Origin of the sequence: Desulfosporosinus acididurans, from assembly GCF_001029285.1 — a bacterium.
Taxonomy (GTDB): Bacteria; Bacillota; Desulfitobacteriia; order Desulfitobacteriales; family Desulfitobacteriaceae; genus Desulfosporosinus; species Desulfosporosinus acididurans.
In genome coordinates, this window is the sequence record NZ_LDZY01000005.1 from 141,909 (window position 1) to 155,654 (window position 13,746).

Annotated in this window: 18 protein-coding genes; 3 read left to right on the forward strand and 15 right to left on the reverse strand. The window is 41.9% G+C overall.

The genetic code is table 11. The features are described 5' to 3' along the window. Window positions 1–4: 4 nt before the first annotated feature. The 5 genes from DEAC_RS08395 to DEAC_RS08415 form a co-directional block, all read right to left on the reverse strand. Complete coding sequence (locus DEAC_RS08395; RefSeq protein ID WP_053006341.1) at window positions 5–352, reverse strand: hypothetical protein; 348 nt, start codon at window positions 350–352, stop codon at window positions 5–7. Next, window positions 349–732 (reverse strand): RusA family crossover junction endodeoxyribonuclease, encoded by a 384-nt coding sequence (locus DEAC_RS08400; protein WP_345788154.1) that lies wholly within the window; start codon window positions 730–732, stop codon window positions 349–351. The genes DEAC_RS08395 and DEAC_RS08400 overlap by 4 nt, the downstream gene beginning before the upstream one ends. Before the next feature lie 25 nt (window positions 733–757). Continuing rightward, on the reverse strand, window positions 758–1,312 hold the full coding sequence (locus DEAC_RS08405) for a putative metallopeptidase (RefSeq protein ID WP_047809600.1): 555 nt from the start codon (window positions 1,310–1,312) through the stop codon (window positions 758–760). 16 nt (window positions 1,313–1,328) lie between these two features. After that, entirely contained in the window at window positions 1,329–1,568 is a 240-nt protein-coding gene (locus tag DEAC_RS08410; protein ID WP_047809601.1) for a hypothetical protein, read from the reverse strand. Between the two features lie 372 nt (window positions 1,569–1,940). Further along, window positions 1,941–4,163, reverse strand: a complete 2,223-nt coding sequence (locus tag DEAC_RS08415) for an AAA family ATPase (protein ID WP_047809602.1) — start codon at window positions 4,161–4,163, stop codon at window positions 1,941–1,943. A 136-nt stretch (window positions 4,164–4,299) separates the two neighbouring features. On the opposite strand from DEAC_RS08415, the gene DEAC_RS08420 reads away from it, so the two are divergent. Beyond that, window positions 4,300–4,650 carry a hypothetical protein gene (locus DEAC_RS08420; protein WP_047809603.1) on the forward strand — a complete coding sequence of 117 codons (351 nt, stop codon included), beginning with the start codon at window positions 4,300–4,302 and terminating at the stop codon, window positions 4,648–4,650. A 106-nt stretch (window positions 4,651–4,756) separates the two neighbouring features. Here the strand turns inward: DEAC_RS08420 and DEAC_RS08425 are convergent, their stop codons facing one another. From DEAC_RS08425 to DEAC_RS08460, 8 genes are all read right to left on the reverse strand, one after another. After that, entirely contained in the window at window positions 4,757–6,337 is a 1,581-nt protein-coding gene (locus DEAC_RS08425) for a DEAD/DEAH box helicase (RefSeq protein WP_047809604.1), read from the reverse strand. Between the two features lie 2 nt (window positions 6,338–6,339). Further along, the gene (locus tag DEAC_RS08430) at window positions 6,340–6,801 is read right to left on the reverse strand and encodes a hypothetical protein (protein ID WP_047809605.1); all 462 of its coding nucleotides are present in this window, start codon (window positions 6,799–6,801) and stop codon (window positions 6,340–6,342) included. Window positions 6,802–6,844: 43 nt separating this feature from the next. Beyond that, window positions 6,845–7,957 (reverse strand): ATP-binding protein, encoded by a 1,113-nt coding sequence (locus DEAC_RS08435; protein ID WP_047809764.1) that lies wholly within the window; start codon window positions 7,955–7,957, stop codon window positions 6,845–6,847. 12 nt (window positions 7,958–7,969) lie between these two features. Further along, entirely contained in the window at window positions 7,970–8,713 is a 744-nt protein-coding gene (locus DEAC_RS08440; protein ID WP_047809606.1) for a hypothetical protein, read from the reverse strand. Window positions 8,714–8,715: 2 nt separating this feature from the next. Continuing rightward, window positions 8,716–10,017 carry an AAA family ATPase gene (locus DEAC_RS08445; protein WP_047809765.1) on the reverse strand — a complete coding sequence of 434 codons (1,302 nt, stop codon included), beginning with the start codon at window positions 10,015–10,017 and terminating at the stop codon, window positions 8,716–8,718. A gap of 199 nt (window positions 10,018–10,216) precedes the next feature. After that, window positions 10,217–10,981, reverse strand: coding sequence for a DNA cytosine methyltransferase (locus DEAC_RS08450; protein WP_047809607.1), 765 nt, complete (start codon window positions 10,979–10,981; stop codon window positions 10,217–10,219). A gap of 121 nt (window positions 10,982–11,102) precedes the next feature. Continuing rightward, window positions 11,103–11,342 (reverse strand): hypothetical protein, encoded by a 240-nt coding sequence (locus tag DEAC_RS08455; protein WP_047809608.1) that lies wholly within the window; start codon window positions 11,340–11,342, stop codon window positions 11,103–11,105. A 146-nt stretch (window positions 11,343–11,488) separates the two neighbouring features. After that, window positions 11,489–12,337, reverse strand: coding sequence for a radical SAM protein (locus tag DEAC_RS08460; protein ID WP_083995989.1), 849 nt, complete (start codon window positions 12,335–12,337; stop codon window positions 11,489–11,491). 92 nt (window positions 12,338–12,429) lie between these two features. Between DEAC_RS08460 and DEAC_RS08465 the strand changes: the two genes are divergently transcribed. Beyond that, the gene (locus DEAC_RS08465; RefSeq protein WP_047809609.1) at window positions 12,430–12,777 is read left to right on the forward strand and encodes a hypothetical protein; all 348 of its coding nucleotides are present in this window, start codon (window positions 12,430–12,432) and stop codon (window positions 12,775–12,777) included. A gap of 45 nt (window positions 12,778–12,822) precedes the next feature. On the opposite strand, the gene DEAC_RS08470 is transcribed toward DEAC_RS08465, so the two are convergent. Both DEAC_RS08470 and DEAC_RS08475 read right to left on the reverse strand, forming a co-directional pair. Next, window positions 12,823–13,074, reverse strand: a complete 252-nt coding sequence (locus tag DEAC_RS08470) for a hypothetical protein (RefSeq protein WP_047809610.1) — start codon at window positions 13,072–13,074, stop codon at window positions 12,823–12,825. Window positions 13,075–13,095: 21 nt separating this feature from the next. Continuing rightward, complete coding sequence (locus DEAC_RS08475; protein ID WP_047809611.1) at window positions 13,096–13,296, reverse strand: hypothetical protein; 201 nt, start codon at window positions 13,294–13,296, stop codon at window positions 13,096–13,098. Window positions 13,297–13,545: 249 nt separating this feature from the next. Here DEAC_RS08475 and DEAC_RS23505 point away from each other — a divergent pair, with 249 nt between their 5' ends. Next, a complete protein-coding gene (locus tag DEAC_RS23505; RefSeq protein ID WP_161796429.1) occupies window positions 13,546–13,722 on the forward strand; it encodes a hypothetical protein in 177 nt (58 codons plus the stop codon). The last annotated feature ends 24 nt before the right edge of the window (window positions 13,723–13,746 follow it).

The window sequence follows — 13,746 nt, forward strand, 5'->3', positions numbered from 1 at the left end:
TCCCTCACTTTCTCAAAAACTCCTCTGGCGGCTTCTCATCCGTTACCTTACCAACCCTAGTAAGCTTGAAAACAAGCATTAGATCAATCTTCAGCGGGCTTAAATTATTTCGCTTGATCTCGTCCCACTCTGTATCACTCCATTCACCAGGCATCAATGTGTAGCTTGTTTGAGTTTTTGTAATCTCAGCCCCACCACACCTGATACCATGAAGCAAAAAGTACAAATCGTTTTCCTTAAGATGCCAGCAGTTATAAAGCACGATTTCCCAAAGCCGATGATCCCTTACTAAGTCTGGCCTTGGATCCCTTGGATGCTTAGATTCTTTCAGCATCTTCCCACCAGCTTTCAAAGACTCTCGATGACGACATAAATACCCGGGATCTTTGCCCAAAACTTTTCAACTATTTCACTGGCTACCAAAGCGTCATCGGTCCAGAAACCAAGGTCTGTCATAACGTCCTTAAGCATTTTCTGGAGGTTATCAGTATCGGGCTTTGTTGTTTTGTATTCACCGTCCTGATGCTTACCCGTCATCGGGAAACACCACTTCACCATCAACCTGATTGGACCAGTGTATTTTTTCTCAGGCTTATGTCCCGCGAGGTTTGCTTCAAGTTTAGCTCTGGCAGCCTTAAGCTCAGTTGGGTTATAAAATATTGGTTTCCCTTTTTTGGTACTTGCTTTGATATTTACTTTTTTCTCTTGATGCGTTTCGGTCGGAGGAATCATCGACATGAAGAACTCGGTCCGCATCTTACTTCACCAGCTTCAAAGATGTTTCAGCTGGAAAGAGATTCATTGGTCCTTCGATGGTTTCCCAGTTGACTCCATCAGCTAACAGATTAGGTATTTGACTCATAGTTCCTTGCCAATTAAGGCCAAGCTTTTCGACCATATTAATCCATTCTTCAACCTCATGGGCAACAATATCAATTTCCGGACCGTCCTTCTTTTGTACCAGCTGGATATGCCTAAGTTCGTGATAGATCAATGCCACAATCTGTTCTCGACTCATTGCGTAGGTGTTTTCCTTGAAGATCTCCAGCATGTACTCGAAATACTTCCCAGTGACCTGATAAATAATCTCTTCGAACTTTGGCGGCATTTTGCTTATCTGAGCATAAACCACTGAATTATTTTTCTTTCGCTTATCCTCCATGTTCTCGATGAATAGAATATTTTTGACCGGCACATATTCGAGCTCCTTAAACTTCGCATGCAACGCTTCAGCAATTGGTCTGTAATCTTCGTTTATTTTGAATTTGCCATTGAACTCTTCAACGGCAATTAATTTTGTATTAGCATCCATCTTCCTTGAACCTCCCTTAAATCTTAAATTCGGCACCCCGATATGTCCCACGTTCCGGATCATAAACAATCAAAGGTTCTCGATATTTATTACCACGAATTTTATCAAAGATATAATCAATGATATCCGGCTGGCTCATTAACCATTTACAAACTTCACTTTTTGTAATATCGAATTCACCATCACCAACTCTATGTTTCAATTCTGGCATTTGCTTCGCGCACATCAATTTAGAACTGACTTTAGGATTTTCCATGCCACAAAACCTTCTTGCATTTTTTTACTTTTCTGTCGTCACTCTAAGGAAAATTCTTTTTAGTCACGGACAGGGGAAGGAGGTCGTCGCCCGCGCATGTGGCGGACGACTACTTTCCCCCGTGACCGCGTGAGGGAAAGAAAGAAATGTATATTTATATACGTTTTTTTCCCTGTTTTTTTTCCCTACGGAAAAAAACGTGTTTTGTGTTTTTTTCCCTCAATTTTTTCCCTCAAACTGCCTTAGGAAAATTTATCGGGAAAAATACGTAATAGCGTTTTTTTCCTTGATTTTTTCCCTATGAGAGAAAGGGGAAATAACGTATTTTTTCCCTCGTTTCCCTAGGGAAAGTTTTAGGGAAAATAACGTAAATTACGTTTTTTTCTTCCCTACGTTACTTTCATCAATAACAAAGCTTCCGTGTTCCTTGATTCGATTTCTAACGGTCTTTTCTGTCACACCCATGTACTCAGCCATAGCCTGAATGGTAACTTGTCCCCCAAAACTACATGCTTCATAGGCAACTTCAACAGCTCTTTTGCGGTCATTTGATTTGCTTTCTCTTGACTTTCGTTTACCTATGGCACGTTTCCATGCTGGACCTGAACCATCAGCATCGACATCTTTGAGGCTACCAACCTCATCAACATAATGAATTGGATAATCAAACCACAAATTGACGGGATTGAACTTTGGAAACTCCCTCAATGTTCCGTCGATACGCCATGCTGTCCGCTGCTTAACTGACCTTCTGGTGCAGCTTACTTCCTTCTCCATGGCTTTATATAGCTCTGCATTTAAAAGCTTTTTACAGACCTCAAGCATGGCCTTTTCACTGCATAAATCATCCTGAGAGACTTCATTTTCCCAGTGTTGAACATGTTTCCTGAGCCATGACTCACAAACCTTACAGACAGCTTTGTTCTCTTCCTGTTTGAGAATATCTTCATTAAGCTCAAGCTCAATGAGGTCCATAAGTGCATCCGGATCCCGGGCAAATACTCCAGAGCCTGATGCACGGTCCATGCTTCGCTTGTTACCCTGGCTTCCTTTTGAGTGATGGTGGCAATAGATCACGGCAGCTCCCAGCTCCGTACATACCCTATCAAACTGATTACAGAAGTTTGCCATCTGATCAGCACTGTTTTCATCGCCCGTAATGACCTTATAAATTGGGTCAATGATGATAGCAATATAATTTTTCTTGGTAGCTCTCCGGATAAGCTTAGGCGCTAGTTTATCCATAGGAACTGACTTCCCGCGCAAATTCCAAATATCAATGTTTCCTAGGTTCTTAGGTTCCCATCCCAGAGCTTGATAAACATCCTTAAATCGATGAAGGCAACTGGGCCGGTCAAGTTCTAAGTTTACATACATGATCTTTCCTTGAGCACAAGCCCAATTTAACCACTTCTTGCCCTCGGCAATAGCACAGCATAATTCTATAAGCGAGAATGATTTAGCTGCTTTTGAAGGGCCAGCGATAAGCATTTTATGACCTTGCCGAAGAAGTCCTTCGATTAGTTCATCAGAAAGCTTGGGAAGATCATCCCACACACTTTCTAAGCTCTCGGGCTCCGGTAAATCATCATTAATACCTTCAATCCATTCTTGCCAGTCTTTCCAGCTCTCTTTGCCTATGTTGGTATCAACAAGAAACTGCTTTTGACCGTTACGCATAACCCCGGGCATCCGTGAAAGTCTGGAAGGATTTCGGTTCTGGGTATCCACATTTAGTCCGTTTTTCTTTAGGACTGAATATAGGTAATCGACACGTTTCCGATATTCGTCATAGTTGGCAGCCTCAATCTTCACGATGGCATGAAGGCTTTTCTTCCCACTATGAACAAGGCAGGCTACCGGCAATTCAAGCTCCCGGATAATGGCATTTTGTTTATCGATTTCCATGTCATCCGATTCAACTAAGGCATATCGAAACTCTGTGACATTTTCATTTTTAACTCCACTTCCATCTAGAGGATTAAACCGGATCCAGGCGCCAACTTCTGGCTTGCAGTCTCCAATAACTGAACCGATATCACCGTTACACTGGTTTAGTTGCTGGATTAGCTCCCCGGCTGTACGATCCCAGCATCCCTTTGTAGGTAAGTATTTTCCATCCTTCTCCCAGCTTTCTGTGACGTATCCAACATTTTCAGATGCTTCAAATAAAATTGAGAGATATTTAATTAATTCTTCAACTGGGTTCCATGAATAGGGTTCATTGATCTCTCGACCTTCAATCCAGTTTTTGTTGATAACCACGAGTTCATCTTTGTTGCCAATAATAGCGTTCCATTCAAGTTCATAGCTTTCTGTATTTCGCTCAGGTCTCCAACCTTGGTCTTTTGCCAATTGAACGATTGTGCCACCCGTGACCGGCTTAGTTGTTCCGTGAAAGCTGTCCCACTTACGAAAACATTCTCCGGCGTGATAACGTTTAATGTCTCTCTTGCTCCAGGCATCCCAATCAGCAGCAGTATGACCTGCTTCTTTTAGGGCCATTCCGACGCTTGTCCATTCTTGATAATTAAGTAAAGAGGGATCAATGTGGTGCAATATCTCTTGCAAATCATATTGCTTATTGGTATTCATAGCTTGACTCCAATACCTTTGTTCTAAAGTTAGTTTTGGTCGACATATTAATCCTCCGAAAATCTAAAGTATTGAAGGAATTATTATTATATATATGGAAGTATTAGGAATTACTAAAAAAATTAGGAGGGTATATATGCGGGTAATAAGTTTTAAATGTCCAAAATGCCTAACTACTTTTCAAATGGAAGTCCATAATTTGCTTACTAAAAAGAGTTTATGTTGTCCAAATTGTGAATCTCCTTTTTCTATGCATGCATTTAATGACCTTAGACAAACCGTTGTTTCTTATCGAAGATGCTTAAGCGACAGTGATGGTTGGGATATTCTTTTTTTAGATAACAATGAAATGCGTTCCTTTAATCAAAATTTGGATCTCTATTTATCCTCAACTACAGGACAAAGTTTAGAAGAATTAAAGCAAAATGATTCTAAGAAATATGAAGATATATATAAGCAGTTTTTTATGCAGCACGGTGGCTATTGACGGAAGTAATCTAGACTAAATCAATCGACTAAGAATGACTTGCTCTTAAAATTATTGGGCAAGTCGTTTTTATGTTAATGTCCCTCCAGAATTGAAAATTGGTTTATTATTCTGGTTTATACTCATGTGGTGAAATATCGTGCGGTACTCGCCAGCCATTGGCAGCGATTCGGTCAATAAGCTTTTTGGCTGCTTCAAATTGCCAGGTTCCAACGTGTTCAAAGCCCCTGCCCTCAAGGAATCGAATTTGTTTTGGTGTTGTTAAGCCTTCATTGCGACGTTTATCTAGCCTGTCAAGAAGCTTTGCAGCCTTCCCTGCCGACTCAATCTGATCTGGAAAAATGCCTAATTTCTCAAGGGTCTGAATTTGCTTCTCTGTAGGTGGACCTAATTCCCATCCAAATGCCGGTACATAACCAACGAGGTCTTCAGCTTGAATACTCATTTCGAACTGCAGCGGATCCACGAGCTTACGCTTACGGTTCTTCATTTCTTGGAGCTGTTTAGCCAAGGCTTCTTCCCTGGCGGCCACCGCGTCCTCTGTGGCTTTCACTTCAGCTTCTTGTATATCAATCGGGCAACCGGCTTCTTCGATGTTCTTAGTCATAATTTCAGCGACTTCTTGAGATTCGCAGATCAAGTGGGCTGGATGACAAAGTTCGTGGCGTTCTGTATGCCATAGGAAGTCTAAGAGCAATAAATAATCTTTGCCATCGAATAGACGGGTGCCTCGCCCGACCATTTGAACATAAAGACTTCGAATCTTTGTTGGCCTTAATACGACGATGCAATCCACAGAAGGGCAATCCCAACCTTCCGTAAGTAACATGGAGTTGCAGAGAACATTGTATTTACCATCTTCGAAGTCTTTAAGTACTTTCTCGCGGTCATCACTATTGCCGTTAACTTCCGCCGCGCTAAAACCTTTGGAGTTAAGGATATCTCGGAATTTTTGACTAGTTTTGATTAATGGCAGGAAAACTACAGTTTTTCGATCCATGCAGCACTTCGCCATCTCTTCAGCGATTTGATAAAGATATGGATCAAGGGCATTTCCTAAGTCTGAGGATTTAAAGTCTCCTGCCTGTTGGCTTACTCCGGAGAGATCAAGTTTAAGAGGTATGGTCTGGGCCTTAATCGGGCAAAGATAGCCTTCTTTAATTGCTCTTGGCAGCGTGTATTCATAGGCCAAGGTTTCAAAATACTGCCCAAGGTTCCGCATATCACCTCTGTCAGGAGTTGCGGTAACTCCGAGCACCTTGGCCTTATTAAAATAGTTGAGGATTCTTTGATAGCTATCCGATAAACAGTGATGCGCTTCATCAACGATAATCTTGTCGAAGAAGTCAGGCGGGAATTGCTTGAGTCGGCTTTCTCTCATAAGGGTTTGCACGGATCCAACGACAACCCGGTACCAACTTTCAAGACATGAGTTTTCGGCTTTCTCAACAGCACAACCTAGCCCTGTAGCTTTCTTCATCTTGTCTGCTGCCTGATCGAGGAGTTCGCCCCGGTGGGCGAGTATCAAAACTCGCTCACCTTCACGAACGCAACCCTCAGTGATCTTTGCAAAGACAATCGTTTTTCCGCCACCCGTAACCATTACCAAGAGAGTTTTTTGTATACCTCTATTCCACTCCCCGAATACAGCATCTATGGCTTCCGTTTGATATAATCGATCTTCCATATCTAAAAGCTCCCTGCCTTAAATCCCTTTTGGCTATTCTGAGGACCTTCAGGCGGCTCATAAAACTTCTTGATTTCATTGAAAGTCATTTCAGAGCCATCATCTTTTTTCCAGGTTCTAATTCCGACCTTCGCCCTTCCTCCGTATCCCACAACGGCATTCCAATTCATGCTAACTTTTTCACCTTTTTTGCGTTGGCCGATCGCCGTGAAGAAAGCGCAGAGCATTCCTTCAGTTTTTGAGTGTAAGAATAATTGATGCTTAATTACTGCAACGCCTTCCGGACCTTGAATCTTGATATGAATAACTGCTTTGTTGCAAGGAGGCAGCTTATCACTTCCCCCATGACGAGCCCTTTCAAATTCAATAACTTCGAAATCATAGTCGCCCTCAGGCAATGTTACAAACTCCGGACCGTCGTGTTCTATTTGATCGTCCCATCCTAATTCGCGTTCTTCATTCATTAGTTTCTCGCTCCTTTTTTGGTTTAGAAAGATATTTGGTTAATTAAAAAGGAATATCATCCCTAATTGCTTCAATCATATTAAACACTTGAGGCCAGGCCCCCACAAGAACACCACTGATGAATTCAGGATCATAATTCGAGATCGGTGTATTTTGTGGGTAATACCCCTTGCTAGATACGGCCTGCTGGATTTCCTCGACTGTAACCTTATTGGCAGCCATCAAGTCAGCCAGTGGCTTAGGAACACCAGTTAGGTCAATTTGCGGCTTATCGTTTTTAGGCTGCTCGGTTGGTTTTGGAGGATCTTCTTTCGGTGGATCCTGCTTTGGAGGCTCGACTGGCGGAGTATCAACCTTGAGTTGTTCTTGAACCGGTTCGTCCTTAGGAGGTAGTGTTTCGAATGCAGGTTTAGGACTCTGTATCGCTGCTCCCGCGGGGATAATATGAGCTATTTCATCAAAGCTAAATGATAGCTCATCCTTCAGATTGTCGCGATTCTTAGCATCCCAACAGTTATGGTGGGTTGTGTACATGACACGTTTACCGCCCTGTGCTTTGTTTTTACCGCTCTGAACTCCTTGACCATCTACATTAACCACGTAAGTTTTATAATTTGCGAAGAGTACTGTATCAGCCCATTCACGGAGTAAGGGAGCTGTTTTCTTTTGCAGCTTCATTTCCCATCGGTCATAAGCTCCCATCTCGTCTGGCTGTTCGAACTTCCGCATTTGAGCGTGAGCTGTGAATACTACATTAACTCCAGCCTCAATGACTTCTTCCAAGAGGTTAAGTAAGCGCCCGTATTCTTCAGCCAGGTAAACATAGCCCTTACCATAACCAAAGTCTTCAATGCCTGATTTATGAGATTTAGAACACAGTTCATTGATGCAAAGAATTTCTGCCCAGTCAGCAGTGTCGATAACTAAAGTATTGCATTTATGCGGATTATTTTTGATGAACTTAACTTCCTCAAGCAACATAGACCAACTGGTAGGCTTTTTAAGTCTTGCAACATCTAATTTCTTTGTGCTTCCTTCTGTATCGATAAAAAGTGAATTCGGGAAGCATGATGCAAAAGTTGATTTCCCAATACCTTCTGGACCATAAACAACAACTTTTTGAGCACTAACAATCTTTCCGCGCGATATCTCCATATCAATCAAGATTTATTCTCCTTCCTTTTCCAGGATATTACTTGCTTCAAAATCTGCTGTAGTTAAAAGAGCTACTAATGGAGTAAGTTTATTAGCATTGTTGAATGACCATCTTCCGGAATAATCACTAAGATCCCAAGCCCCCATATGCCAGCGGATTGCTAATTTTTCGTTATCAGTTAGCTTTATAAAATCTTGTAAGATGCTAACTGATTTTTCGCCATGACCTAAGGGGAGCTTGTCAGCTACAGAAAACACAACTGGCAATTCAGGTAATGGATTATTCGGTTTGTTTTTAAGCCAATCGATTATAATTGTTGCTTTAGCTGAGGGAATAGATCGAGCGAATAAATTTTTTTCATCGAGAAGTGAGGCTAATTTTTCCTTGCTACTTTCTTCAAAAAAACTTTGCTTTTGAGTCCAAAGATTACTTAAATAGTTATATTGAGCATCACTGCAAGGGTCTCCACCTTCTTGATAATAATTAACTTTGCATAGATCATGTCCCAAGCCACAAATGGTTATCGTATCTCTTGGCACCTCTAATCCAAAGCGATTAATTTTTTCATAGAGTAAATTGTAAACATGCAGGCTATGCTCAGCTAATCCACCGGGTTTTGCTAAATGATGCTTTGTAGAACATGGTGCTTGAAAGAAATCGGATTCATTTAGAAAATTAATAAACCTATCAATGCCTGGTCTATTAACAAATCCCAAAAGACTAAGAATAACTTCCTTATGATCGAGGTCGATCATCTCTAAAACTCACCAACCTTCCATTTTGGGGCTTCCGGAGCCGGTTCTTCTGCTACCTTCTCAGCGCCTACGACATAACCATCTTCAATAAGGATGCTGCACTCATCACCGGTACTCACTCTGGTTGCTATCGCCTGAAGTCCTTCCTGCTCAAGCCATCGACCAAATTCATTAAGGCTATCGAGGTCCATCTGCTCAAGCTTGTCGAGCAAAACAAATCCGCAATTCGGATTCAGCTTACGAACAATAGCAGTCGATACTCTGAGTTGATCAGATCCGGACATTCCATCCCATTTACGCCCATTGTAAGTAAGTTCTCCATCCACTATAGAGAGCCCAGGGAGAGGTAAGTCTGCATTCTGAAGAAGATCAATTCTTGATTTTCTGACAGCGTCAATTTTAGTTGTGAGAGAGTCGTATTGGTTAGAATAATCCCGGGAATCTTCTTCAGCCTTATCTTTATCGAGATTGGCCCTAACCTTTCTGTTAATCTCTTCAATGTTGGCAATGTTACTCTCGAGTTTTTCTGTGGATTCATCGCGAAGATCAAGAGCGTCCTTTTGGGCAATCTCTAGATCAGCGTAAATATTGTCTTGCTGTTGTTTAAGTTCTCTTAGCTGATCTGCTAATCGCTTAATACTTTCACTTAATGATTTATGATCGTTGCGAAGTTGTTCAACTTTAAGCCGTTTTCGTTGGTTCTCACCGTTCTGAGCTAAGATATCCTGCTGTTGTTTAATAAGCTCAGAAACGGATATTAGCTCTTTCGGTGCTTCTGGAAAGTATGGCTGCTCCTTAGCAAACTTTTTCTTTTGATCTGCAATCCTGCCGATGGCCTGGCGCTCGTTGTAAAGTTCTTTTTCTTGTCGCTCAAATTCTTGAAGTTTGTCACCGACTCCGATGATTTGAAGCAATGTGTTAGCTTTTTCTTTTGGACTTGCTTGAATAAATTTTGGTAAGTTCAAAGCAAGTTCTTCCGCAAATTCATTCAGGAGCTGCTGGCCGCCTTTATTACCACTAGGATCAATAACCTTTAAATCGCTGTTTTTGCCTTTTCGCTCGACAATCAAACCGTTAGACATAACAATGTGAAGATTAGGAGGGATCACAGATCCTTCTCGCTGAGGTTCTGAAGGTTTATATGCGTTACCACCTAGGGCCCAGGCGATAGCATCCAATACTGAAGTTTTACCTTGCCGATTTTTACCACCAATTACCGTCAGACCATTTGCTGTCGGTTCAATCTTGACCGCTTTAACACGTTTTACATTTTCGATCTCGAGCTTATTTATCTTAATACTCACGCTTTTTCCTCCTGTCTTTTCTTTATCTCCGGCCATCGGCAAACATCGATATACCAGTAAAAGCATTGGTCCTTATTCCCACACTGTTTACACTTACATAGACCGCCTTTACATTCTCGACAACTACACAATCGCTCTTTCCTCCTTTGTTTTAATCCCCTTCAGCCCATAACTCTTAATCCTGTTATGAACTGGAGACCTAGCTCCTTTCTATCTCTGCTATAGCCTTAAAGATTGGGTAGGCTTGCTGAGGAACTACTGCATTTCCTAAACACTTAAGTCTGTCCACCCTATTGAGAATCCCATTATTTCCTCCCAGAAAACCGGATTCGACTGCCCTTTTCTTCCAATCAACATCATCAAATAATTTGGTAACTGCCCTAAGTGCGCTCGCTCTCCGTTCTTCAATCGTTCTAACGTCTTGTTGTAATCGTTCAAGCCCCTGGTGTCCGTTGCACTCGGTGTCGGAAATATGTCCGATAATAAAGACTCTTTTTCTTTGGTGCGGCGCATTGACGGCACAAGCTGGAATAATAACCGGTTGGACTTCATAACCCGAACTTTCCAAGTCAATACACGTTTGTTCGAGAGCCATGTTGACGAAGTTAGCAACATTTTCACCAAGCACCCAAGTTGGCTTGAGTTGTGATATGATTCTGCACATTTCCGGCCAGAGATAGCGCTCGTCATCAGTTCCTCTTTTTTCTCCGGCAATACTGAAAGGTTGACAGGGGAATCCTCCTGACACGACGGTGATTTTATCCCCTCCGGTACGTTTGCGAACAGAATCTCTTGTGACATCTCTTACGTCCCTCCATCTCGGTACATTAGGCCAATGCTTTTCTAATACTTTTGTTGGGTAATCTGCAAACTCACATTGCCCTACCGTTGTGAATCCTGCCATTTCGGCCGCAAGATCCAAATCACCTATTCCTGTGAATAGGGAAAAGTGCGTTAGACTCATATCTCTGAACTTATCCCTCCCCAAACGACGTTGCGAGTATTAACCCGCACCGTATTCCCTGAACACATCAGCTTCGCAAAACAGTTCTGTTTTTCACAGCGGAATATCGCCAGAAGTTTTCTCAGCATTTTGATCCTGCCCTTCCTAATCTCCACCGCATAAATCGTTGATAATGGTTAAGATCACGCTTTTTCAAATAAATTAAAAGAGTAACAAACGGTACTTTACGAACCTCCCAACGACCTCCTAAGCTAAGTTTCCAAACAACCCCGCACTGGCATTTCAACTTGATCTGGCCATCGGGAAATTCCAAGGCTTGTCCACACAGGCATTTCACGGGGATTTCTTGTTTAACTACCATTGATCAAGCCTCCTTATACAATGACTCCGGCTACCAAGAGAATGCGCTGGGCTCTTAGATAGCGTTTGAAATCGGATATACTGCCGCGAAAGCTGTCTATGCCGAGCTTGTCCATGGTGATCATCTCCTTTCAATGAAATACCAACTCAGACCATACAATTTTGTATTTCCTTGATCTTTAAATTCACTGTTGCAGGCCTAGCCCAAAACCGCTGAAATTTTTCCCATTCTTTACTTACTTTCCCCTCTTTGTCTCTATAAAGCATGGCCATGGGCACGAATCCGGCCCGGATTGTTTCCAATAATCGAGCTTCTGCTTTATTAAAGGTGTCTGCAGGATATCCAATAAGAACATAAGGTCTAAGAGTTTGTGAGGTTGTTGTAAATCCCGCCGCTAAAAGTTTCTTCCCAGCCTCTAAAAGAGGTTCGTAATCATCCGGAGTATCGTAGGCAAAAAATATTTCTTTTGGCTTTAGGTCTCTTAAGAGTTTAACGTGCCAATCTTTAAGGCGTTTTGCTTCAAGCCCTCCAGTAAACATTGGCCTACCAAGTTTCTGGTGCTTTAACATTTCAAATACCGCTTTAATATGGTTATCCGAACAGGCTAGAAGATTGTCATCAAGAACGTTATTGCCTTCGTGAATTTCGAGTTCTCTCATTTGCCCTCCCTCACGGACCGGCACTCTGCAGAACCAACAGTTATTTGGGCATCCACGAGACGTAATTACATAACCTTGCTTGATATACATTCCTGGGATGAAATCCCCACCCGGAGCGTCAAAGGCTGGTCCACCAATCTTCACGGGTAACCCTGTCATCTCCCATTGTTTGGCTAACCATTCTGCTTGCTTCATGTCGTATGTGAAGGACACTGAAATGTGAACTTCGTCTATATCCGGCATGAACATTGGAGGGCAGCCATAGAAAACCAGTTCATCCGTGGGAGTTGCTTTTGTTATTCTTGGAAATACACGCGCTATTTTTATTTCTCTCACCTCACTTTCGTGATATATTTACAGGGTTTTCCTTTCCGGTGTCGAAGCTGGTAGTTGTCCAGACTATCAATTCGTACGGGGAGGATAAACATTTGAATGATATGATTGTTGGAATAATTTCCGGTGTGATTGCTACCTACGTTGCCAAATGGTTGCAATATATCTTTATAGGTAGTGATAATATTAAAATTGAATCTGATAATTCGAAGAAACAAATTGATAAAATCAAACGTGAATTTTATTTCTGCTTTCCGTGTGCACTACTTTTAGTAATAATCAGCAAGGAAATACCCTCAGGAACTTTTTTATCTGTCGCTGTTATTGCCTCTACAACAATTCTGTTTGTTCTTTCCCTATTTGCTTTTATGTGTGCTATTGACATAATTGAAAATCAATTTGACAACAACTCCTATCAAGATCCCAATACCAAATTGCAATGACACTGACCTTATTTCCCCGCCTTTCAATACCAACGTTTTTACAAATTACTCTTCCTCGATATAGAAATCATCCAAATCACTTTCTTGGACATTTCCTTGCGACGCTTTGTCGACCATATGCCATTCAATTTCAGAAATTTCGCAAACAGGATTATTATTATCATCAACCAAGCTCATTGGGCAGTTAGCGTTAAACAGTTTCTCCTCGGCTTCTTCAGCGTTCTCCGCCTCAATAGCGAAGCGGATTCTTGCAACGATGCTTACCTCACCGTAAAACTCTTTGCTAATCTCTCTCACCTCCCTTCGCGGAATGCCATTTCAGTTAATCGGATAAACAAAATCTCCTCGCTTAAACCAGTAACCAGGCATGTGAGACAACTCAAATTCAAACTCAACCTTGCCTGACCTTAGATAATGCAATGTCCGAATGTCTATGACCTCGGCAATTATCGTGCTAGCAAACCTAACTTTATCTCCAAGTTCAATGTCACATACCGCCTTGAAAGCCGCTAATTGCAAGACTTCGCCTCCTCTCAATACCAATGTTTTCACAAACTACTTACAGGAAATCCCTCTTTTATGTCGAAAACTTTTCTAAATGCAGATGATCAGGTGCAGGGTGAAGAAATATGCTGAACTGCACAGTAATGTGCAGATGTATCGGACAAAAAGCCGGTGCGGTAACAAATGAGTAGCGCACTGAAGTCAGTTGGCCTACTTAGTACAGAAAGCGAGACGGTTCTAGAACCCAAAGGAGTGTTGGCAAGCATGAATCTAAATCAATCAGTTCTTAAGACAGCCCAAGACTCCGCTAAATTATTCAAGAGTATTCAGCCGACCCTTGATATGGTTAAAAATATCGGACCTATCCTTGAATCCGTTAAAGCAACTTCAGCACTTCATGCGGTATCGGGTAGCACTGCCCCACTATTGAGTAATCAATAGTAGCAAATCGGGTTAATTCATAGA